This is a genomic window from Methylophilus sp. DMC18, from assembly GCF_056314005.1.
Genome location: NZ_JBQUZE010000001.1, coordinates 154,221 through 177,122 on the forward strand (window position 1 = coordinate 154,221; position 22,902 = coordinate 177,122).

Consider the following 22,902-nt stretch of genomic DNA (forward strand, 5'->3'; position numbering starts at 1 on the left):
GCTGATGAGGATGGTGGTAAAGAAGAAGTTAAGAATGTTGTATGCATCGAAGAATGTTTTCGCCAGTCCCGGTTGATGGATGGGTTAGCGCAATTAGTCATCTTTAGCCATATTGCGCTCATAATGATACCAAGACTCTATATCCATTTCTGGATCGCAATAGCGAGAATGAATTAATGACAAAAATGCTTCACGAGCTTTTTCCGAGGCTAGCATTAATGTGTCATCGGTATGGTTGCCCTTGATAAACCACTTTGTGTTATCAGGGGATACTTTGCAGTCATACATTCCAAACTCTTCGACATTTAGAACTGCCATATAGAGTGCGTAAACCTCTTCATAGTCATCTGGATCAGCCGCATCTAACCAGCCCTCAAAATCTGTAATTGTTGCCATATTTTTCCTTTGCTCTAACGCTAAACATAAGTTGGGATAATGCCATATGTGTTAAAAAGTCGGCAATAGTTGCCTGCGAGAGCTACTATCTTATGGTTTGATCCTTGCTGCTGTTAGCAATCCGACAATCAACTTCCCCCTTTTGTCATATAGCTGACAATCCGAAATCCATAGAATTACCTATTTAATCCATTGATTTTTAATGAATTATTTTTAATCTTCCAGATGGCATGCGAATTGCAATACTCCTTGTAAATTCTTATTGAGGAGCATGCAATGGCAATTTCTGCAGAAAGCCCAGCGAGCACAAGTCGCTTGCGTCCCTTACCCGGCATTAAGGTGGAGGTGGCTGGTCAGGCGGCTTCCGGTTGTAGTACGACTGGTGGCGAAGGTAAAGCCAGTTGTGGTTCCTCCGATGGTCAGGGGGATATGCCTGCGGAAATCTGGGACAAGGTTAAAAATCACCCTTGCTATTCCGAGGAGGCGCATCACCATTATGCACGCATGCATGTGGCGGTGGCGCCGGCTTGCAATATCCAGTGCAATTATTGCAACCGCAAGTATGACTGTTCTAACGAATCCCGCCCCGGTGTAGTGTCGCAAAAACTGACGCCGGACCAGGCAGTGAAAAAGGTGCTGGCGGTGGCGAGCGAAATTCCGCAAATGACGGTGCTGGGCATTGCCGGTCCTGGCGATGCTTTGGCTAACCCGGCCAAGACCTTTGAGACCTTCCGCCAGTTGCAGGAACAGGCACCGGACATCAAGTTGTGCCTCTCTACCAACGGGCTGGCCTTGCCGGATTATGTGGACGAGATTGCCAAATACAATGTGGACCACGTCACCATCACCATCAATATGGTAGACCCGGATGTGGGTGCCCAGATTTATCCCTGGATTTTTTACAACCACAAGCGCATTTATGGCCGCGAAGCCGCCGAGATTCTGACCGAGCGGCAAATGCTGGGGCTGGAGATGCTGACTGCGCGTGGCATTCTCACCAAGATCAACTCGGTGCTGATTCCCGGTGTCAACGACGAGCACCTGTATGAGGTGAACCGGGCGGTAAAAGCGCGTGGTGCATTTTTGCATAACATCATGCCGCTGATTTCCGAGGCCGAGCATGGCACCTATTTTGGCCTCAATGGCCAGCGCGGGCCGACTGCGCAGGAGCTCAAGGATGTGCAGGATGCCTGCATGGGTGGCGCCAATCTGATGCGGCATTGTCGTCAGTGCCGTGCCGATGCGGTGGGCCTGCTGGGTGAGGACCGCAGCGATGAGTTTACCCTGGACCAGATTGAGCAGATGGATGTGGTGTACGACATTGAAAAACGCCGCGCTTACCAGGAACAAGTCGAAGCCGAGCGACAGGCCCAGCACGCCGCCAAGCAAACAGCGCTGGCCGAGCAGGGCGCCGACGATGGCATAAAAGTACTGGTGGCGGTGGCGACCACCGGTGGCGGCAAAGTCAACCAGCATTTTGGTCATGCTGACGAATTCCAGATTTACGAGCTGACTGCCAGCTCCACCACCTTTGTCGGTCACCGCCGGGTGGATTTGTATTGCCAGGGCGGCTATGGCGAGGATGAGCAATTACCTTCTATCGTGAATGCGATTAATGACTGCCATGCCGTGCTGGTTTCCAAAATCGGTGCTTGCCCGCGCGATGAATTGCTGGCGGCAGGCATAGAGCCGGTGGAGGAATACGCCCACGAGTTTATTGAAAAAGCCGCTTTGGGCTGGTTTGCCGGTTACCGTGCCCGCGTTGCCAGCGGCGAAATCACCCATATTCCACGCGGCGATGCTGCGATTCGACAAGGCGCGTTTAAAGCAGCCTGAGCCATACAGTAAAGGAGACCTCACATGGCATACAAAATTGTAACTTCCCAATGCACAGGCTGTTCAGCCTGTGAGCCGGAGTGCCCTAACCAGGCCATTTATGAAAAAAATGGCGTGTTCATGATCAAACCGGAAAAATGTACCGAGTGTATCGGCCATTTTGACGAAGCGCAGTGTGTGGCGGCGTGCCCGGTAGATAACACCTGCATTATTGATAACGCCTATCCGCGTTATCAGGCATAAACGGAGAACCGACATGGAACTGACGATCACCCCCAAGGCAGAAAAGTTTATCAGCCGCATGATTCGTTTTAACGGCGGCACCGACCAGCACGGTTTTCGGCTGGTAGTTAGCCCTGGTGGCTGTTCTGGCCTGAGCTCTGAGTTTAGCGTGGAGGCCGCGCCTTTTGCCGGGGATGCCATTGTTGAGGCCAGCGGCGTACGCCTGTTTTTACCGGCTGAATCGCGCATGTTACTGGATGGCGCAGTGGTGGACTTTATGGATAGCCCGATGGAGTCCGGCCTGACATTTTTGACGCCTAACAGCGGCAGCTGTGGTTGTGGCAGCAGTGGCGGCGGCCATGGGGATCACGCCAGTCATGGCGGCCCGGCTACCGTCAGCGTCGCCAGCATTATGCGTAAAGCCTGAGTGAAGGCCGGGGTAGGGCGTACTGATGGATGCCGATTTTAAACCGGAGGTGCTGGAAAACAGCTGGTTTGCCGAGCGCTACCGCGCCTTGCCTGCTGTGGCTAGCGAGCAACTCCGATTGGCCAGTATTCACTACGCCGACAGCAGCCGGGCCGAAACGCATCTGGTCATGGCGCGCATGATGGCGCCCCACAATCCTGCCGTCAAGGTAGCGGAATACCGTTTTTATTTCTATCAGGCCCGGTTGCAGGAGGCGTTGCGGGTGGCCGAGCAATGTATGGCAATGACGGCGTTGGAGCTCGGTTTTCCGCTCAGTTGGCGGCTTGTCAGTCCGCAACATGGTCAGTTTGAAAGTGATGAACCCGCCCACCGCTTTTATCTATTTTGTCTCAAGGCTTATGCCTATTTGCTGATGCGGCTACAGCGGTTGCAGGCTGGACGGGAGGCGGCAGAAAAACTGATGCAGCTGGATCCGGCCAACAAAGTGGGCGGTCAGTTGCTACTGGATGTGCTGGATCGGGCAGACCGGGAGGCCGAGGATGATTGAACCCGGATCTATGGATCGCTTGCAGGCAGAAAGACACTGGATGGACAGTGATTTGCCTGCGGTTGACTGGCAGGGTAACGCCTTGTCATGTTCCTCCTGTGAGCATGCGGAATTAAATGCGCAGGGGCTATGCCAGTTGATGCGCAGTTGTGTGCATGACCGTTATGCCAAGCGCATAGACCGTTTTTTTAGCCAGCATCCGGCATTGGCCGTGCGCTATATTGACCACCCCTATTTTGAAGTGCGGGCAGTGGCGGCCAAGTTTCTGGATGTTTTTCACCTGAACCGCCTGGTCAGTGATGTGGATGAAACCGTACGTGCCAGCGTTGCTTTGCGCTTGCCGTCACATTTGTTGCACAAATTCATCTATGACCCTGACCGTGAAGTTCGCATCCGGGTGGCTTTGCGCTTACCCGAATCTGAATTGGGCAGTCTGTTGTATGACAGCGATTATTACGTGCGTGTGATCGTGGCACGCCGCATTGCCCCCACACAGCTGTTTTATCTGATGCACGATGCCGATGCCTCGGTACGCCGCGAAGTGGCTGAGCGTATCGGCATGGACTGGCTGCCTTTACTGGCAAATGATAGTGCGCAGGAAGTCCGTTTGACGGCCATTCGCCGCTTGCCGGTCGCGATGTTGCCTGCATTCCGGCTAGATGCCGACTGGCGCATCCGTTTTGAAGTGGTGTTGCGCATTGCGCCCGAGTTTTTAGCAGATATGAGCCGCGATAGCGACGAGGCTGTGGCGATGGCGGCTGTCGCCAGGTTACATCCGAATCTGCAATCCTCTGTCCTGACCCACCCGAATGAACATAAGGAGAGTGTCCATGGCGACCAATATCGTACGTGACAGTGATGTCGTCGAACTGGTGAATCCGCCCCGGTTTGACTATGGGCAAAAGGTGCGCTCAAAAAAATATGTGCGCAACGATGGCACCTTCCCCGGCAAGGAAGTGGGCGAGATTCTGGTGAAAAAAGGCGACGTCGGCTATGTCACCAGCATAGGCACGTTTTTGCAGCAGTTTTATATCTATGGTGTGGATTTTTACGAGCTGGGTTACCGCGTCGGCATGCGTGGCAAGGAGCTGGAAGCCGATGCGCCAGAAGATGACGATGAAGACCTGCTGGCCGATGAGGCCGCGCAACAGACAGAGGAGGCATCAACATGACTGAAGTGGAAAACGCAGGCGCCAGTCTGGCCGGATTTAATCTCAGGGAGCCGCGTACGCCGCGCTTTCAGTGGGGGCAGCCGGTGGTGACCCTGGTGGACTTGCTCAATGATGGCAGTTATCCCGACCTCGCCGAAGCCGCCTTGCTGGCCGAGGCCGGGGCGCGCGGTGAGGTGGTCAATGTTGGCATGGTGGAAGACAGTGGCATCCCGGTCTATTTGGTGGAGTTTGCCGATGGCAAGGTCATCGGCGTGCTCGAAGAGGAGCTGGCCCCGGTGTAAGGGGCCTGCACACAGTGATGGCAATGCCGGTCACCTCTCTGTGTCCACACCCCAACGCGGTGGACCGTCTGCGTATCGAAAAACTGCTCGCTGGGCGCAGCCGCTACAAATACGTGGCGGCCACGGTCACGCCCTGTACCGACGGTTATCTGGTGCGCAGTCCGTGCTGTTCGCGCACAGTAGACCCGCAGGGCGGCGAGATTGATATTGCCCGCATTGAATACCAGTCAGGGGATTTCTGGCGCCTGTATCGCAAGGATGATGTCAGGCAATGCTGGCGCGCGCATGCGGAGTTTCACAGTTTGTCCAGCTTGCTGGATGTGCTGATTGCAGATGTGAATCGGGAGTTCTGGCGATGAAATGGCTATATCTGGACCATAACGCAACTACGCAGCCGCTACCGCAAGTGGTGGAGGCCATGCTGCCCTGGCTGAGTACGCACTATGGCAACCCGTCCAGCAGTCATCCGCTGGGGCGCCAGGCGCGCGAGGCACTGGTCAATGCGCGTGCCAGTGTGGCGGCTTTTTTGCAGGCCAACCCGGCCGAAGTGGTGTTTACCAGTGGCGCCACCGAGTCCAATCATCTGGCCATCCTGGCGGCTTTGGCCGCCCGGCCTGAGCGGCGGCAGATTGTCACCAGTGCGGTAGAGCACACCTCGACCCGTTTGCTGCTGGCACAGTTGGCAAAACAAGGCTTCGAGGTGATTGAAATCGGTGTGGATAGCCAAGGGCAATTGTCCATGGCTGACTTGCTGGCAGCGGTGGGGCCACAGACTGCACTGGTCAGCCTCATGCATGCCAATCATGAAACCGGGGTGATTTTCCCGGTGGCCGAGGTGGCTGAGATTGCGCACCGCCATGGCGCGCTCATGCATTTGGATGCGGCGCAAAGTGCGGGCAAGCTGCCACTCAATATGGCGGCGCTGGGCTGTGATTTGCTCGGGTTTTCTGCGCACAAACTGTATGCCGCCAAAGGCACAGGTGTGCTCTATGTGAAAAAAGGCCTGAGCCTGCAACCCATGCTATGGGGCAACCAGGAACGTCATCGCCGTGGTGGCACCGAAAACCTGCCCGGCATTGTCGGGCTGGCCACCGCCTGCGATGTGCTGGGCGGAGACATTGCTACCCATGCCAGCCGCATGACGGCCTTGCGTGACCAGTTTGAACAGGCGGTGCTGCGGGCACTGCCTGCCGTCGAGGTCAATGGCGGCGGTCCCAGGGTGGCCAATACCAGCCATCTGTGTTTTGCAGGGTTAAGTGCGGACTCGGGTACAGACCTCAATGGCGAGGCCTTGCTGTTGCGACTGGAAAAACAGGGTGTGCTTGCCTCGCGTGGCAGTGCCTGTAGCGCAGGCGGCAATCAGCCTTCGCATGTGCTGCTGGCCATGGGCCGCAGCGAGCAACAAGCCTTGTGCTCATTGCGTTTTTCGCTGGGCATACACCATACCGCCGCAGACATGCAGCAGTTACTGGCGGCTGTGGTCACCAGCGTCAGACAGTTGCAATTGCAACAGGCCGCCTAACCCCATTTGAAAGGAAACACGATGAAAGTGATGATACGCCGTACCGAACAGGGCTTGTCGCTCTATGTCCCGAAAAAGGACCTGGAAGAGCCGATTGTCGAACAGGAAAAGCCCGAGTTGTGGGGCGGCAGCGTCAAGCTGGCCAATGGCTGGCTGCTGAGTTTGCCGGAAATGGCCGCCGATACCCGCCTGCCGGTAACGGTAGAAGCGAAACGCATCGGTGAGTAAAGGAGAACAGGATGTGTATTGCTGAACAAACCCTGAACGAGATTGTGACGGCGCTGGGCGATTTTCGTACTGTGACCAGCAACCCGTTGACCATGTTGCGCGAGTGCTATCCGGACATCAGCTTTCTGCGCATGGCCGAGCGCGATATGGATGAAGCGCCATACTGTCGCCTGAGTGATTTCAACCTGTATTTGCTGGATACCCGCGAGCACTGTGTCAAACTGACCCGTCAGCTCGAGCATGCCACCGGCATCGTACTCACCCAGCGGGATGCCTGACATGGCCGACCAGGATTATGCGGGCAGTGCCATCACCTTGAGCAGCGCCGATTATGGCGAAGCCGAAGCTGCTGCGTTGGCCATGGTCTTGCAGCGCAATGCACAAAGTACAGGTCCGCTTGTCCCGGCGTTTGAACAGGCTTTTGCCAGCTGGCTGGGGCGCAAGCATGCTATAGCCGTCAGTAGCAGCACCATTGCCTGCCTGCTGGTGCTGCGGGCGGTCGGCATAGGCAGTGGCGACAGCGTCATTGCGCCCTCGTATAGCTGGCGTCATCTGGCGCATGCCATCCACTGGAGCGGGGCGCAACCGGTGTTGAGCGAGATCGATTACTGGTCGCAAACCCTGGCAGCAGACAAGATTGAAGCTGCCTTGCAGCGGGCACCACAGGCCAGGGTCAAGGCACTGCTGGTGAATAATACCAATGGTCATCCGGCAGACTGGCAAGCTTTGCGCACCCTGGCACGTGCCCAGCAATGGTTGCTGATAGAAGATGCCAGCGAATCTATCGGCTCGCGTTATCAGGGCCAGCTCACCGGCAGCTTTGGCGATGTGGCGGTGTTTGATTTCAGCCAGCCGTCTGCCCTGTGCTGTGGCAAGGCCGCCATGATCGTCACCGATGATGACACACTGGCACTCAAGCTCAGACATTATCGCCAGCATGGCCATGATGACCAGGCCTCGCTCAGCGCCAGCCTGCGGCCACCGCTGGATGCCGGTATCAGCGAGCTCACGGCTGCATTGGGGCTGATTCAGCTGCAACGCCTGCCGGAGATACTGGCCAAACGCAAACTGGTCGAAGCTTGGTATCAGGCACAGATCTCCAGTTTTGAAGGCATCAAACCGCCTTATATCGCCCCCGGCGTCGATGAGGTGCACTGGATGCTGTACTGCGTGCATCTGGGCACCCGTTTTTCAGCCAGTAGCCGTGATGCCATGGTCGAAGACATGTCCACCGAACTGGTGGAGGCCGCAGCCTACTGCAGACCCCTGCATTTACAACGTGCCTATGTCGAGCACTACGGCATGCGCAAGGGGCATTTGCTGGTCACCGAAAAAGTGGCAGACCGCGCCATTGCACTGCCTTTTCATGGCGGGCTCAGCGAAGACCAGATTGCCTTTATCGTCAAAACCGCCAAGGACGCCTCCATCAATGTCGGCGCCGGTGCGGCCATTTATCTCTAATCCTGCAAGACTTCGTCATCACAAGGAATACAACATGCCTACGCAACCACTGCCAGAAAGCGAACTGCAAGCCATCCGTCAAAGCCTGAGCGAAGGCAGTGTGATTCCCTATCTTGGGCCTGCCGTGCTGGAACTTGCGCCGACCACCTGCCAGGTGCCCGCCACGCCGGAAGCGCTGGTGGCCATGCTCACCACCAAGGTCAGCGTGCCACACAAAATCCGCAACAATCTGACCGCCGCTGCCCAGTTTATCGAGAACTTCAAGCACCGAAAAACACTGGTCAACCTGATGACGGAGGCCTATGCCGCCGGGGCCAGCCCCAATGCCTTGCACCGCTTTCTGGCCGCTTTGCCCAAGAAGCCTCTGCTGGTGGTGGATAGCTGGTATAGCAATGCCATGGCACAGGCGCTGGCCGGGCAGCACAACTGGGGCATGATACAGGGCGTGTCACAATCTGAGCACCTCGGGCAATGGGTGCACTATGTCGAGCCCGATGGCAACAGCATAGAAGCCAGCGAAGCCGATGCCTGGACCACCGTGCTTTATCAGCCGCTGGGCAGCAACCAGCCCGCACAAAACTATATTATTTCCGATTCTGATTATGTCGAGGTCCTGACCGAAATCGACATCCAGACCCCGATTCCGCCTCGCGTACAGGAGTTGCGCCATGGCGCGCACTTTCTGTTTATGGGATGCCGCTTTAACCACCAACTCACCCGCACCTATGCCAGACAGATTATGAAACGCTCTTCGGCGCAGCACTGGGCGGTAATTGACGGGCCGCTGACTCGCATGGAAGAAAAATTTCTGGCCGAACAGCAGATACGCCGTATCGACCTGCCGCTGGCTGATTTTGTGCACTGGCTGCAAACCGCCGAGCTGGCGCAACCGCTGGTCGCTGCCTGAGGAGCCCGCCATGCCCTTGTACGATTTTCAGTGTAGCCAATGTGGCAAAACTCAAGAGCTGTTGCTCAAACTCAATACCAGTGCGCCCGCCTGCCCGCATTGCGGTGGTACGCTGCAAAAACAAGTGTCCAGACTGGCTGAACCCGGCAAAACCGCTGGCATCATCGCCAGCGCCAGGGCGCAAGCCAAGCGCGAAGGGCACTTCAGCAACTACGCTGCTGCCGAAAGAAAAAAGCTGTGATGCGCCATGCCTAGGGTAAACCTGACCGACGCTCTATATAAGCTTCGCAAAGGGCGCGCGCGTTAACAGTTTTTCTACCTTCACAGAATGACGTCAGTCCTCAATGAGCGGGATCCTGACGCATGCTTGTCGCTTTACCCCCCTTTTCCCCCTGATCAATGATTAAGCGTGTAGAACTCGGTCGGTAATTTTGTGCAAGCGCAAGGTGTGACATTTCTTGAGATGACGACTCAAGCGTTTGCAATAGGCAGGAGGTGTAGTCTTGATTTAATAATACTATCGTTTAAATGAGGCTTAGGATTCATATTTAAACTCTACATTTCATTTCTAACAACCAAGCCACTGTTACATTTAATTTGGAGAGTAGAAATGAAAGTCTGTCATCGTATAGGCCTGATGTTAGCGGGTGTTTTCATGCAAAACCTCGCTTTTGCCCAAGGCGTGTCAAGTTTCGGGATTGCTGTTTTGCCCGACACACAATTTTATTCACGCTATGCTACACCTGCAGAAGGTAATCAATTTATGGAAAGATATGGCTCTGAGCCATATACATCGCAAACAAGCTGGTTGGTGCAAAACTCAAAAAAATACAATATTCCTTTTGTGGTTCACGTAGGGGACGTCGTGGATCAGCAAAGTAAGATTCCCCAGTGGGAAGTTGCAAGTAAGGCAATGAAAATACTTGAGGATGGTGGTGTGAATTACTCCATTCTGGCAGGGAATCATGACGTCACTTACGGATGTAGCTACTGGGGGTCGCAAACAGATTGTACAGATGAGCAAAGAACGAGTAACGACAACTATTTAAAGTACTTTCCTACTTCCAGAGCCCAAAAACAAGGCACTTTTGGTGGGCGTAGTCCCAATGGCTGGCATGAATATCACATTTTTACGGCTGAAGGTCAGCAGTATTTGGTCCTTGCTCTTTCGTGGCGTGCATCGAATTCTGCCATTGCATGGGCTCGTCAGGTGATCAAGGATCATCCAACGCTCCCTGTGATTTTGACGAGTCATGAATTTTTGGCGATACAAAGTGACGGTGTCAATGTTGTAGAAACAGACTACAGTAACTTTTTATGGGATCAGCTGATCAAGGATAATGATCAAATATTCATGGTGGTTTGTGGTCATAATCACGGTGCTGGACACAAGGCAAGAGTCAATAGTTATGGCCACCCGGTTTGGGAGATGGTGGTTGACTATCAAATGGCTTACCAAGGTGGTAATGCACAAATGCAGGTATATGAATTTGACCTGACCAATAACAAAATTAATGGCTTGTCATTCTCGCCTTGGGTACCAGAAAAGCCTGAATCTACTGTGACACAGTTTGACCGTGCACTCTTAAGCGGGAATGGCAATGATTTTTCTGTGGATATGGATTTTGCAGAAAGGTTTAAGGGATTTAATTCCACATTCATTGCGGGCTCAACAAACTACCACACATCTATTGTCGAAGAGTTGCGTAATGATATTGCTGAAAGCTTCACCGAGCCGTCAGAGCCTGTCATTCTCACACCGCTAGATCGGGATGATTACGCACATAGCGGTAACACCCTGGCACATTGGAAATTTGATACAGGCACAGTGGGCACTCCTGTCGTCAATGGCTCTGATAAGTATGCCGTGCCTGATCAAACCGGAAAGAATCCATTGCACTTTGAGGGTAAGTCTGGCGATATTATGTGGTCAGCCGATCATCATGCCTATTCCGCCTCTAATGGTAGCGTTTGTTTTATGACAAACGACAAAACCAAACCCAATCCTGCTTTCTTTTTTACCGATGGTAACGGGGCTTTAAGTAATGAGCAATTTAAAAACTCAGGATATACCGTTGAAGCTTTCGTGAAAATTGCCAAAGACTGGACACCGGCGAATGGCGCCTGGATGAATATTCTGACGCGTGATATGCCCAGAGGTTGGATTGGCGGTTATCAGGGGGGGGACGGGGGCGAGAGTTCACTGTTATTTGCGGTTTCTAGCCTTCGAGAGTTTCAATGGGAGCCCACTACCTTTTTAAGTTCAGGTGTTGCCGAAAAAACAAACTGGTCAGGGGAGGTGATGGCCGATACATGGGAGCATGTTGCGATTGTGAATGATCCTGTGACACATGATACAACGATGTATGTTGCAGGTGCCCCGGTTTTGCGTAATGTCAAATCAGCCGTTGGGATCGCAGGTTTAAATTGGGCTGCCTGGGTTGTTGGCGCCGGTCAATATGGAGGCTGGCAAGGCGGGCATGTCAACGGGTTCCGTGGTTGTATCAACGAAATTCGTATCACCAACGCGGCACTGACTCCCGATCAGTGGCTAACCGCTCGTAAAAACAGGGTTACCCCAGCCGGTAGTCGTCAAGTGGTTAACGCTACAAACAATGATGATGAAATCATTGTCACCGGCGGATCTATGTTCACTGGAGGTAATGGTCACAATACCTACGTGTTGCGTTCGATCCGGGATGCCGGTGCTACGGTTACCGATTTCATTGTTGGGCGTGATAAGTTGAACCTCATCCAGTTGATGAAGGCGGTTGGGTATAAAGGAAGTGATCCAATCGCAGATGGCTATGTGCGTGCAGTCAACCAGGGGGGCGATACCATTATTCAGGTGGATACTGATGGCGCTTCCAGACCGACTGCTTTCCGTACACTGATTACTTTGAAAGCAACAACCGCTAATAAAATCGACAAAAATAGCTTTTATTTCTAACGATTTTTCTTAAACAACTCAGGGTGGTGCAGATGATGCGCACTACCCATTGATGACATTCATGAGTCATATCACAGGAGTATTAAAATGAAACCGCAATTGATTTTACGCAATGTGTTGATCGCTTCTTTAATGGTCTTTTCAGTCTCGGGCCACGCAATGGCAAACAACCTCCAAGTACAAAGTTACAGAGGCGATGTTGGCAATTTGAATAATGTATGGACGCTCACCACAGCCTCTAAATTCAACCAGGATGATTATCCCCTTGATGCTGGTGCGCTGAATGTTTCAGGCAATGAGCCTGAGCAAACAAATATTGGCACCGGGTTGGAAAACTATCTAGGTTTGGCTGATGGCAGTTTGGATATTGACTCCTTCAGTGCGCAAGCTTACGAAGGCTCTGCAATGAAGCTGAGTTTCAACTTAAAAGCGGGCGACACGCTTTCTTTTGACTATAGCTTTGCTACGCGCGATGTAGGCGCAAGTAACATTGGTAAAGACTACAGTTTTATTGTGATCAACGGCAAATTGTCTACCTTAAGCGATGTGGGTAAAACAACTGCAAGCCATGCCTCCAGTAATGATTTAGCGAGTACTGGTCTCACCAGTTTCTCATTCAAAGCAGACCACACGGGTAATTTCGATATCTATTTCGGCGTGGTTGATATTGGCGATTTCAATGCGAGTTCTACACTGCGATTGTATGGTTCACAGCTAGTTGCTGCTGTCCCTGAGCCAGATACAGCGATTCTGTCACTGATGGGCTTGGGTTTGGTTTGCTTGGTACGCAGGCAAAAAGAGACGTTTAGTCACAGGTTTTTAAAGGGTTAACACATGGCTGCTACCAACAATTAGCAAGTGTAGCAGCCATATTTTGACAATCTCAGCGCAGCCAACATCAATGAATATTGTCAGTTTTTTTTCAATATCAACTCAGTTAACTCGACTCATTTTTTTATCAGTGATTGCATCTAGCGCACTCTCTGCTGAAGCGATGCAAAATGGACTGTCTCCATTGGAGGGACCTCAAAATAAAAATCCATATCGGGGCAATCGCACGGCAGAAAATATTGGTTATCGGTTATATAAAGCGCACTGTGCCCTCTGTCATGGGGAAAATGCTGTCGCCCATGGCAAAGCCCCAGATTTACGTTTTTTACCTACAGCAGAAGAGGGGGATGCTTTTTACTTCAAATCCGTGCATGAAGGAAAAAACAGTAGCAATAGCAAAATATCCATGCCGGCTTTCGCAGATAAATTGACCCAAGAGGAAATATGGGCAATTCGTACCTGGTTGGAAACTATACCCAATGGCGATGAGTAATTCTAATCAGTAACATGACATACCGCTTGACTCGAGCCCGATTGTGAGAGCATGAAAGGCTATTGTCTTTTTGTGTTGTGACTAAATCAACGCTTATTCTCAACTTCTTAATCGTTTACAGACTGCTCCTGGCAGTCCTGATTAACCAATGACAAGCCAGCCACCAGCCGGTTTTCTGTATTCATTGACTCGGGTATCAATTCAAAAAATGGGGCAGATTCAAAACGATAATGCATGAATTGCCTTGCTGCGATCACCGTTATGATTTGCCATAATTGATTAATGGGGTGACAACCATGCACCATATTCCCAGGCTAGGTAGCCGTCTTTTGTTGGGCATTTTGCTGACTTTTCATACTGCGATCTATGCAGAGGAAGGCGGCGTGAGCAGTGTGTATGAGGCGATTCACCAGGGCAAATCGGTATCACAATTCCGGTTTCGTTATGAGTATGTAGACCAGGCCAACAAGCCAGACGACGCCAACGCATTGACCTTGCAGTCCTTGCTCGGATGGCAAACCGCGCCGTACAAAGACCTCAGTGTTACGGCGCAGGTGATCAATGTAAGCCATTTGAATCAGGATTTTTACGATAACAATCTGGGGCGCAATCATTCCAGTCCGTTGCCAACGGTGCAAGATCCTGAAATCACGGATATTAACCAGCTCTTTATTGATTACACCGGTATTCCTCATAGCAAAGTGCGGCTAGGCAGGCAAATCATCCGGATTGATAATACCCGTTATGTGGGCGATATTATTTTCAGGCAATCGTCTCAAGTGTTTGACGGGCTGACCTTGACCAATCACTCGCTGGCAAATACCGAGTTTTTGCTGGGGCATTATGAGCATTTACGCCAAGCTACAGGCAAATACCGTAATACCAATTTTGATATTGTGCATGCCAGTTATCAGTATGCGCCCAAGGCGAGTGTCACCGCTTACGGCTATTTTATGGATCAGCCTGAAACAGGCCAGAATACTGGCGTTTTGAATAATTCGCACAAGGATATTGGTTTGCGTTTTGATGGCGCAATCGAGGTGCACCCTGACTGGCGCTGGTTGCATACGCTGGAGCTGGCCAGGCAAACCGCCTTCCAGGGCGGCGCCAGTGCCATTGATGTGTCTTATCGCAGAATGGGCTTGGGGCTGGGTTACAAACAATGGTTTGCCAGGATCGATCAGGAAATTCTATCGAGTAACCGCGGCTTATATGCGTTTCAAACGCCGTTTGCCACCTTGCATCCTTTTCAGGGCTGGACTGATTTGTTTACCACCACGCCGAGGCAAGGCATGATAGACCGCTATTTGACGCTAGGTGGCAAGTTTGAGCAGTGGACATTGCATACCGAGTGGCACACCATGTATGCCGACCAGCGCTATCAAACGCCGTCAGGCATGGGCGATCATTACGGTAATGAGTGGGATGTTTCCTGTGCTTATCAATATACGCCCAAGTTGCAGGCCAAATTTGAGTATGCACGTTTTTATGAGGATGACACGCTAGGTAGCAGCCTTACAGCGGCCTCACGCAAGCCTGATACAACCAAGGGCTGGTTGACGTTGTTGTATCAGTTTTAATTCTTTCTTGTTGACGAGTCCCAATCGAAATGCGAGTTTTACTTGAGCGATACTAACTCAGTGGGGCTGCTGGGGACAGTCACCAGTGTCTTGAAGTTACTGTAAGGCATGGGTTTATAAAAGTAATAGCCTTGCACGAACTTGCACGAAGTGGTGTTCAAAAAGTTTAACTGCTCCAGAGACTCTATGCCTTCTGCCACTACTTCAAAGTGCAGAATTTCGGCCAGTTTGACGATGGCCTTCACCAGCTCGGTATTGTCCAGATGTAAGGGAATGTCGTTCATAAAGGCACGATCTATCTTGATCTGGCTGATCGGGTATTTGGTTAGATAGCTCAGTGAGGAGTAGCCTGTCCCAAAGTCATCCAGCGAAACTGTAATGCCCAGTGATGCGATCTGTAACAGGGTTTTTAGTACCTCTTCACTCTTCTCCAACAGCACAGACTCTGTGATCTCCAGTTTGATCCAGGCCGGATCGCACTGCCAATGGCTTAATTTTTGTTGCAAGCTGTCAAAAAACTGCGGCGCCTGAATCTGGTGCGAAGACAAATTGATTGCAATCGGGATCATGTCAAGTCGGTTCTGATTGATTTCGACGGCATAAGCGATGCCTTGATTCAGAATCCAGTCGCCTATTTCCAGAATCTGCCCGTTGCGTTCAGCCACAGGAATAAATTTATCTGGCGGGATAAAGCCTTTGAGCGGATGTTTCCAGCGGATCAAGGCCTCGGCACCGGCAATCCGGTTGTCGCGAATATCCACTTGCGGTTGCAGGTAGATTTCAAATTCCTTGTTTTCAAGCGCATGTGACAGTGCGGCTTCCATTTCAATATAATCAAGAGACTCTTGTAAAAACCCCGGGGCAAAAAACAGGTACTGCTGTAGTGTTTTTTCCGCCTTGGTTGCTGTCAGCGTCGTGTAGGGAATCAAAAGCTTGAAGTTCTCAGTATCTTGCGGCAGCTTCATGATCCCGGCAAAGGTCTTGATCTTGATGGCGCGTATGCCAAGCGAATAAGGGGCTTGCAGGCGTGCAATCAGTGTTTCAATTTCGGTCACCAGCTTTTTATCATCCCCGCATTCTTCTCTGACCCATAGAAAACTCGAATAGGCGACGCGTGCAATCATGCTGTTTGACACGACTCTTTCTTGTAGCCGTGCCAAAAACTGGTTCAATAGTTCAGTGGTGCTGGCCGGTCCAATAAACTCTGACAGCTCTTCGAGTGACTGTACCCTGATCAGGGTCGCAACGACGGGTTGGTCTGCGGAGAATCGCTGCGGGTAATGGTGCAAAAAGCCCAGTTTATTCAGCACTCCGGTTTCCCTGTCAAACAGCAAGGACTGCTGCAGACGGAACATTAGGCTGTTTTCTTGCACTTGTTGTGGCGGCGTTTGCTTGCCTTCCAGTAAACCATTAATCACACCTATAAACTCATTTGGCTCTGACCCCAACACCGCCAGAATCCTTGCATAGGTTTTTTTGCCCGCAAAATACAACACGGCCAGCAGGAGCAGCATGCTGGCCAGATAAATACCGATATTGGTAAATTCAAGATATTCCAGTGACTTGAACTCTTGCCAGGTTTGCGAAAGATTCCCGGCCAGTGCGGTGTCCACGCTGTCTATGGTCGCTTTCCCGGCATGAAACAGAGGTGTAAATCGTGTTGTCACTGAGGCTTCTGACTTATCAGCCGGTTGCTGGATGAGTAACTGGTTGAGTTCGTCTTTAAACAGATGGAAGTTGCTCTCTATTTCGTCAATCAAACTGGCATTTTGCGAGTTGATTGCAGGGAGTTGTTTCAACTGCTCCACCTTGTTAGTCAGCACATGGAGTTTGTTCAATATTTCTGGCAGGACGTGATTGCGTTCATATAAATCCTGCGTTCTGAGCGACTCTCGTACATCGGCAATCAGCATCAGGGTTTCTGTTCTGACCTCGTTCAGCGCCTCCATATTCGGGATCAAGATATTCATGATCACGCCGCGTGAGAAGTAGGTTTTATGTGTCATCCAGATCAGACAGCCAACGGTCAAGGTAATGCTGATAATCATCATGAAGACGAATTTCAACAAGGTCCGTTTGATGTTGAGTTCCTGCATTTTCATAGCTAATTCCTTGTTTTAACGTGAAAAATTCACGTTGGCGGTTATGCGCCGCTCGTCTCTCTATAACGCCATAAATAGCGCAGGCTTTAGGGTTAGCCTCAAGCATTCGATTAGGATAAATAAACCCACGCTTATTAGAGGATTAACGCATCCGTCAGTCTCTTAAAATTGAGCTAAACAAATGTAATTTCATTGGCACTACTGTAAGGATCCCATGAATGCAAAATTATTACGATCACACCGCGAGCAGCAATGATATGCCTGAATTTCACAATGAGGAATTACAGCAGTTGTGCCAATCGGTGCTGCCACTATGGGCAGATCAGATCCATGCTGCAAAAACACTGACCAGTAGCTCGATTGATGAGTTAAGTGCCAAGTTTGCAGGATTGTCGCAAAGCGTACGTGCGGTCACCAGCCATGGACAATCGCAGAGTAATGCGCAATTGCTTGAATTGCTCAATTTAAGCCAGGATCAGTTAGCCATGGTGATTGCCTTGCTCAAAAACAGCATCGAAGAAAAGCAGACGCTGCTAGAGGCCGTGTCAACCTTGTCCAGTTACACCAAAGAGCTGTTGGATATGGCGGATATCGTGACCCGCATTGCCAAGGAAACCGGGATGGTCGCTGTGAACGCGGCGATTGAAGCGGCGCGTGTAGGTGAGCGCGGCCGAGGCTTTGCCGTGGTGGCGGATGCCGTGAAACGACTTTCCTCAGATGCTGGCCGCACTGGCTCGCATATTTCTGAAACCGTGAATCGTGTGTCGCAAGCGATTAAAAATGTATCGCAAGTTTCAAAAGAGTTTGAAAAGAAAGATGCGCAAACTCTGGTTGAGGCCGAACAGATTGTGAATACCGTGCTGGATAAATTTGGCCATACCGCGAATGAAGTGGTCGCAGAGAGTCAGCAGATGGTTAAAGAAAGCCAGCATGTGGCACAAGAGATTGATCACGTGTTGTTTTCATTGCAGTTTCAGGACCGCGTCAGTCAAATGCTAAGCCACGTTCAGCAGGATATCGAAAAACTGAATCAGCGCGTGGACGATGTGAACGGACTGGGCAGTGTTGATGAATGGTTAAAACAATTGAAGTCCACTTACACCATGCGTGAGCAAACTCAGATCCACGACAAGCGATCCAGACCAACTGTTGCTGCCAGCAAAAAATCTTTCACTGCGAGTGCCGCGCCACCGGCCAGCACCAGCAACGATGCAGATGACATCACTTTCTTTTAAACGCTTTAGATAATAAGGAATTAGCCATGGCAAAAACCATACTTATTGTAGATGACTCTTCTTCTTTGCGATCCGTAGTTGGCACCGCTCTCAAAGGCGCCGGTTACGATGTGATTGAAGCCGAAGACGGCAAGGATGCACTGACCAAGTTAAACGGGCAAAAAATCCACCTCATCATTAGTGATGTGAACATGCCCAATATGAACGGCCTTGAGTTCCTCAAAGCCAGCAAGCAAATCCCCGCCTACAAATTCACACCAGTGATCATGCTCACCACCGAGAGCGCCGAAGAGAAAAAAATGCAGGGTCAGGCTGGGGGCGCCAAGGCATGGATGGTGAAACCTTTCCAACCGCCACAATTGTTGAACGCCGTGTCCAAGCTGGTGTTGCCATAGCGCATCACCCTTAGCCATCCGTCGATTTTCTATCTCAGGGAGTTCCAGTATGCCAGTCATGATTGATACCAATGAAGCGCGTTGTGCGCTGACCTTTAGTGGTGAACTAAATATTTACAACGCGGCAGAAACCATGGCACAGGTGAAGGCGGAGCTAAGCAAGACCTTGCCCTTGCAGCTTGATTTGGCTGAGGTGGACGAAGTCGATGCGGCTGGTCTACAAATTTTGATGGCAATCCGCTTGCATGCACTCTCACATGGCGTGGATTTCCAACTTGTAAATCCCAGTGATGCGGTCATGGATTTGATTGAGCTTTCTGATACCGCTGGCTTTTTTGGCATCACCCAGGTGCTGACCGAAGTTGCCGCTTGAGACCACTATTTAAGGAGGAAACAAGATGCAACTAGATGAGTCCCTACAGATTTACATCATTGAAAGCCGTGATTTGCTACAGCAGATGGAAGAAGCGCTGCTGACGCTGGAGCAGAATCCCGGAGACGAAGAAAAGATTAATGCCATTTTCCGTGCGGCCCACACTATTAAAGGCTCGGCCGGCTTGTTTGGCTTGGACTTTATCATCAGCTTCACCCATGTGGCTGAAAGCGTGCTGGATAAAGTGCGGAATGGTGAAATTGAAGTCACTGAAGAGATCGTGGCCCTGTTTCTTGAAGTGGGCGACTTTATCAGCAAGCTGATTGATCATGTGGCCGAAGGCACTACCCCAGATGCCGACACCCTGGTGGTCAACGACAGTTTGATTCACCGTCTCAATGTTTACCTGGAAGCCAAGCAGACGGCTAATGCCGTGGCTGAGTTGCCAGTTGCGGCTGTCACCGCCGCCGAGCCTGGCACGGTAGAAAGTATGGACACCGCAGAAACCGGTTGCTGGCATCTCTCCTTGCGCTTCGGCCCGGATACCTTCCGCAGTGGCATGGATCCGTTCAGCTTCTTGCGTTACATGAATACCATGGGCCGCATTGTGCACATGGTCACCCTCACACAAGCCCTGCCTGCACTCGAAGAGATGGATGCCGAGAGCTGCTTTCTGGGTTTTGAAATCAGTTACGAAAGCCAGGCCAGCAAAGTCGAGATTGAAGGTATTTTTGATTTTGTGCGTGATGATTGCGAGATTCATATCCTGCCGCCGCATGGGCAGATTCAACACTATATCGACTTGATCGACCGCCTCTCCAATGAAGACATGAAACTGGGTGAGATTTTACTCAAGTGCGGCACACTGACGCCCAATGAGCTAGAGGCGGCGCTTGCCAAACAGGCCAACCCTGCAACTGGCGACAAGCAGCCCATCGGCCAGACACTGGTCAATGAGCAACTGGTGCAACCCGCGGTGGTCAATGCGGCGCTGGAAAAACAGCGTCAGGTCAAAGAAACCAAAAATGCCGAATCCAACTATATCCGCATTGATGCCAACAAGCTGGATGAGCTGATCAATCTGGTGGGCGAACTCATCATTGCAGGGGCTGGCGCCACACTGATTTCCAATAAGATCGGTGATAGCGCCATGAATGAAGCCACTTCCAATATCTCTACGCTGGTGGAGCAAGTACGTGACTCAGCACTGGCCTTGCGCATGGTGCAAATCGGCGCCACTTTTAGCCGCTTTAACCGTGTGGTACGTGATGTCAGCAAAGAGCTGGGTAAAGATATCCGCCTGGAGATCAGTGGCGAAGAAACCGAGCTGGATAAAACCGTGGTGGAGAAAATCAGTGATCCACTCACACATCTGGTACGCAACTCCATGGACCACGGCATTGAATCAGCCGAGGTGCGTGTTGCCAAAGGCAAACCCGCTTATGGCACGCTCAAACTCAATGCTTTCCACGACTCCGGCAGCATCGTGATTGAAGTCAGTGATGATGGCGCAGGCCTTAACCGCGACAAGATTCTGGCCAAAGCCATCGACAAAGGCTTGGTCAGTCCTGAGCAGTCACTCAGTGACAAAGACATTTATAACCTGATTTTTGAAGCAGGCTTTTCTACCGCAGACGCCGTCAGCAACCTGTCTGGCCGCGGGGTGGGCATGGATGTGGTCAAACGTAATATTCAGGCCCTGCGCGGCACCATTGATATCCAGTCACGGCCTGGCTTGGGTTGCACCATGAGCATCCGCCTGCCACTCACACTCGCCATTATTGATGGCTTTCTCGTGGGCGTGGCCGACTCTTCTTACGTGGTCCCACTCGATATGGTGGTGGAATGTATTGAGCTTTCTGCAGCGGATTATGAATCCTCTGTCAATGATCAAAGAAACTTTATTAACCTGCGAGGCGAGGTGTTGCCTTACCTCAAACTCAGGGATGAGTTCGAAAGTAAAGGTGAGCCTCCTGCACGGCAAAACATCGTTGTGATGCAGTATGCAAACCAAAAAATAGGATTAGTGGTGGATAAGTTGATTGGTGAATTCCAGACCGTGATTAAACCCCTGGGTAAGGTGTTTGAGAACGTCAAAGGGATAGGCGGCTTCACCATTCTCGGCTCAGGCAGTGTGGCACTGGTATTGGATGTGCCGCGCATGATGCAACTGGCCAATATGGAAAGCATAAAAGAGCAGGCGCTTGTGGACAGTTAAGTGATCACTCTCCCAGTGGCGTAACCAAACAATTTATTGATTAAAGAAAGCGGGTTTGTAATGAAAGTTTCTCACAAGATCTCCCTCATGATTGCCATCGCAATCCTTGGATTATTCAGTTTGATCGGTCTCAGCTACAACAGTATCGACAAAGTATTTGATGCCACCAATATGTCAAATGTGAACTCTATTCCGAGTATTAATAGCTTAAACGAAGTGATGAAACGGTTTAGTCAATTACGTGTGCGCGTCTATCGGCATGTTTTGAATACCGATGCAAATGCGATGACCGGGATTGAGCAAGCGATCAATGATGCCAAGCAAGGTGTAGAAAGCGGACTAACCAAGTATGGCAATGAATATGTGGCTGATGCAAAAGATAAAGAGTTATTGGATAGGGTTCGTAAAGGTTACGAAGCTTATTTACCGGGTGTGAGTGAGGTCATTAAGTTTTCAAGAGATGGCAAGCAGAAAGAAGCCTTGGCTGTGTTGACTTCAAATGCAAAAGTGGCTGAAGACTTAAACAATGCAATCGACGAACATATGGCTTATAACCAGGCACTAGCTAAATCTTCTGCCGAAAATGCGTTGGAAATCAAGGCGACTGCGATTAAAACGGGCTTAATTATAGGTGGCTTGATTTCACTGTCTGTCTTGGCACTGGCATTTTTCATCATTCGGTCCATCACACGCCCCCTTAACAATGCAGTGATTTCTGCCAATGCCATTGCCAATGGTGATTTAACGCAAACCGTTGAAGTGACCTCCAATGATGAAATCGGCCAGATGATGGCCTCCATGAAAACCATGTCTCAAAAAATCAGCACGGTGATTAACGAGATCAAGGCCTCTGCTGACAACATTGCCAGTGCCTCCGAGCAAGTGAGTGCGACCGCACAAAGCATTAGCCAGGCGACCAATGAGCAAGCCGCTTCAGTAGAAGAGACCTCTGCTTCTGTAGAGCAGATGAGTGCTTCCATCAACCAAAACGCTGAAAACTCTAAAGTGACCGATGGCATTGCCGGTCAAGCGGCTAAAGACGCCAACGAAGGCGGGGCGGCGGTGAAAGATACCGTGATTGCCATGAAGAGCATCGCTGACAAGATCAGCATTATTGATGACATTGCCTACCAGACCAACCTGCTGGCTTTGAACGCGGCGATTGAGGCGGCACGTGCAGGCGAGCATGGTAAAGGCTTTGCCGTGGTGGCAGCCGAAGTGCGCAAACTGGCGGAACGTAGCCAGGTGGCGGCGCAAGAGATTGGTGAAGTGGCTAAGAATTCCGTGGGTCTGGCTGAGCGTGCCGGTGACTTGCTGGATGAGATCGTGCCTAGCATCAACAAAACCAGTGATCTGGTACAAGAGATTTATGCAGCAAGTGAAGAGCAAAGCAGTGGAGCCTTGCAGATTACGGCTGCGATGAATCAACTTAGCCAGGTGACCCAGCAAAACGCCAGTTCAAGCGAAGAGCTAGCAGCGACCGCTGAAGAGATGAGCGGTCAGGCCGAGCAACTGCAACAACTGATTGGATTCTTCAAGGTGGGGGTAGATGATCATCTGGTCTCGGCAGCCACTAAAAAGGTGATCAAAAAAGTCTCTAAACCAACGATTGGTCATGTGACTGGTGCCAAGTCAACTAACGACTATGCAACTCAAGTCGATGAAGCACAGTTCGTAAAATTCTAAGGAATATTGATTGTCGACATTCGCAGCAGCCTACAGGCGA

Annotated in this window: 25 protein-coding genes; 23 read left to right on the forward strand and 2 right to left on the reverse strand. The window is 51.1% G+C overall.

Annotation, left to right across the window (positions count from 1 at the left end; translation table 11 throughout):
* Positions 1–93: 93 nt before the first annotated feature.
* Positions 94–396: a hypothetical protein gene (locus tag ACT53G_RS00780; RefSeq protein ID WP_313983560.1), complete on the reverse strand. Its 303-nt coding sequence runs from the start codon at positions 394–396 to the stop codon at positions 94–96.
* 276 nt (positions 397–672) lie between these two features.
* Between ACT53G_RS00780 and nifB the strand changes: the two genes are divergently transcribed.
* From nifB to ACT53G_RS00870, 18 genes are all read left to right on the forward strand, one after another.
* A complete protein-coding gene (nifB, locus tag ACT53G_RS00785; RefSeq protein WP_476168430.1) occupies positions 673–2,232 on the forward strand; it encodes a nitrogenase cofactor biosynthesis protein NifB in 1,560 nt (519 codons plus the stop codon).
* 24 nt (positions 2,233–2,256) lie between these two features.
* Positions 2,257–2,475 (forward strand): 4Fe-4S binding protein, encoded by a 219-nt coding sequence (locus ACT53G_RS00790; RefSeq protein WP_194747276.1) that lies wholly within the window; start codon positions 2,257–2,259, stop codon positions 2,473–2,475.
* A 13-nt stretch (positions 2,476–2,488) separates the two neighbouring features.
* Complete coding sequence (locus ACT53G_RS00795) at positions 2,489–2,881, forward strand: HesB/IscA family protein (protein ID WP_476168431.1); 393 nt, start codon at positions 2,489–2,491, stop codon at positions 2,879–2,881.
* 25 nt (positions 2,882–2,906) lie between these two features.
* On the forward strand, positions 2,907–3,428 hold the full coding sequence (locus ACT53G_RS00800) for a hypothetical protein (RefSeq protein WP_194747274.1): 522 nt from the start codon (positions 2,907–2,909) through the stop codon (positions 3,426–3,428).
* Positions 3,421–4,281 (forward strand): 4Fe4S-binding leucine-rich repeat protein, encoded by an 861-nt coding sequence (locus ACT53G_RS00805; RefSeq protein ID WP_476168432.1) that lies wholly within the window; start codon positions 3,421–3,423, stop codon positions 4,279–4,281. Before ACT53G_RS00800 ends, ACT53G_RS00805 begins: the two co-directional genes overlap by 8 nt.
* Entirely contained in the window at positions 4,259–4,600 is a 342-nt protein-coding gene (locus tag ACT53G_RS00810) for a nitrogen fixation protein NifZ (protein ID WP_194747273.1), read from the forward strand. The genes ACT53G_RS00805 and ACT53G_RS00810 overlap by 23 nt, the downstream gene beginning before the upstream one ends.
* The gene (locus ACT53G_RS00815) at positions 4,597–4,881 is read left to right on the forward strand and encodes a nitrogen fixation protein NifZ (protein ID WP_476168433.1); all 285 of its coding nucleotides are present in this window, start codon (positions 4,597–4,599) and stop codon (positions 4,879–4,881) included. Before ACT53G_RS00810 ends, ACT53G_RS00815 begins: the two co-directional genes overlap by 4 nt.
* 17 nt (positions 4,882–4,898) lie before the next feature.
* Positions 4,899–5,240, forward strand: a complete 342-nt coding sequence (locus tag ACT53G_RS00820) for a DUF3024 domain-containing protein (protein ID WP_194747271.1) — start codon at positions 4,899–4,901, stop codon at positions 5,238–5,240.
* On the forward strand, positions 5,237–6,403 hold the full coding sequence (locus ACT53G_RS00825; protein WP_476168434.1) for a cysteine desulfurase family protein: 1,167 nt from the start codon (positions 5,237–5,239) through the stop codon (positions 6,401–6,403). The genes ACT53G_RS00820 and ACT53G_RS00825 overlap by 4 nt, the downstream gene beginning before the upstream one ends.
* A 21-nt stretch (positions 6,404–6,424) precedes the next feature.
* Positions 6,425–6,631 (forward strand): putative nitrogen fixation protein NifT, encoded by a 207-nt coding sequence (nifT, locus tag ACT53G_RS00830; RefSeq protein WP_194747269.1) that lies wholly within the window; start codon positions 6,425–6,427, stop codon positions 6,629–6,631.
* An 11-nt stretch (positions 6,632–6,642) separates the two neighbouring features.
* The gene (locus ACT53G_RS00835; protein WP_194747268.1) at positions 6,643–6,909 is read left to right on the forward strand and encodes a hypothetical protein; all 267 of its coding nucleotides are present in this window, start codon (positions 6,643–6,645) and stop codon (positions 6,907–6,909) included.
* A gap of 1 nt (position 6,910) precedes the next feature.
* Complete coding sequence (locus ACT53G_RS00840; protein ID WP_476168435.1) at positions 6,911–8,092, forward strand: DegT/DnrJ/EryC1/StrS family aminotransferase; 1,182 nt, start codon at positions 6,911–6,913, stop codon at positions 8,090–8,092.
* 34 nt (positions 8,093–8,126) lie between these two features.
* The gene (locus ACT53G_RS00845; protein ID WP_379077279.1) at positions 8,127–8,999 is read left to right on the forward strand and encodes an SIR2 family protein; all 873 of its coding nucleotides are present in this window, start codon (positions 8,127–8,129) and stop codon (positions 8,997–8,999) included.
* 10 nt (positions 9,000–9,009) lie between these two features.
* Entirely contained in the window at positions 9,010–9,240 is a 231-nt protein-coding gene (locus tag ACT53G_RS00850) for a zinc ribbon domain-containing protein (protein WP_379077282.1), read from the forward strand.
* A gap of 369 nt (positions 9,241–9,609) precedes the next feature.
* Positions 9,610–11,949 (forward strand): LamG-like jellyroll fold domain-containing protein, encoded by a 2,340-nt coding sequence (locus tag ACT53G_RS00855; protein ID WP_476168436.1) that lies wholly within the window; start codon positions 9,610–9,612, stop codon positions 11,947–11,949.
* 87 nt (positions 11,950–12,036) lie between these two features.
* Positions 12,037–12,780: a PEP-CTERM sorting domain-containing protein gene (locus ACT53G_RS00860; RefSeq protein WP_476168437.1), complete on the forward strand. Its 744-nt coding sequence runs from the start codon at positions 12,037–12,039 to the stop codon at positions 12,778–12,780.
* Between the two features lie 70 nt (positions 12,781–12,850).
* Positions 12,851–13,273, forward strand: coding sequence for a c-type cytochrome (locus ACT53G_RS00865; protein WP_313983597.1), 423 nt, complete (start codon positions 12,851–12,853; stop codon positions 13,271–13,273).
* Positions 13,274–13,569: 296 nt separating this feature from the next.
* The gene (locus ACT53G_RS00870; protein ID WP_476168438.1) at positions 13,570–14,853 is read left to right on the forward strand and encodes an alginate export family protein; all 1,284 of its coding nucleotides are present in this window, start codon (positions 13,570–13,572) and stop codon (positions 14,851–14,853) included.
* A gap of 38 nt (positions 14,854–14,891) precedes the next feature.
* Here the strand turns inward: ACT53G_RS00870 and ACT53G_RS00875 are convergent, their stop codons facing one another.
* Positions 14,892–16,955 (reverse strand): putative bifunctional diguanylate cyclase/phosphodiesterase, encoded by a 2,064-nt coding sequence (locus ACT53G_RS00875; protein WP_476168439.1) that lies wholly within the window; start codon positions 16,953–16,955, stop codon positions 14,892–14,894.
* Positions 16,956–17,173: 218 nt separating this feature from the next.
* Between ACT53G_RS00875 and ACT53G_RS00880 the strand changes: the two genes are divergently transcribed.
* From ACT53G_RS00880 to ACT53G_RS00900, 5 genes are read left to right on the forward strand one after another with little or no spacing between them, the layout of a single operon-like run.
* Complete coding sequence (locus ACT53G_RS00880; protein WP_476168440.1) at positions 17,174–18,190, forward strand: methyl-accepting chemotaxis protein; 1,017 nt, start codon at positions 17,174–17,176, stop codon at positions 18,188–18,190.
* Positions 18,191–18,216: 26 nt separating this feature from the next.
* Positions 18,217–18,585, forward strand: coding sequence for a response regulator (locus ACT53G_RS00885; RefSeq protein ID WP_194747259.1), 369 nt, complete (start codon positions 18,217–18,219; stop codon positions 18,583–18,585).
* A gap of 49 nt (positions 18,586–18,634) precedes the next feature.
* Positions 18,635–18,958, forward strand: coding sequence for an STAS domain-containing protein (locus ACT53G_RS00890; RefSeq protein WP_476168441.1), 324 nt, complete (start codon positions 18,635–18,637; stop codon positions 18,956–18,958).
* Positions 18,959–18,983: 25 nt separating this feature from the next.
* The gene (locus ACT53G_RS00895; RefSeq protein ID WP_476168442.1) at positions 18,984–21,176 is read left to right on the forward strand and encodes a chemotaxis protein CheA; all 2,193 of its coding nucleotides are present in this window, start codon (positions 18,984–18,986) and stop codon (positions 21,174–21,176) included.
* Between the two features lie 60 nt (positions 21,177–21,236).
* Positions 21,237–22,862, forward strand: coding sequence for a methyl-accepting chemotaxis protein (locus ACT53G_RS00900; RefSeq protein WP_313983611.1), 1,626 nt, complete (start codon positions 21,237–21,239; stop codon positions 22,860–22,862).
* Positions 22,863–22,902: the final 40 nt, after the last annotated feature.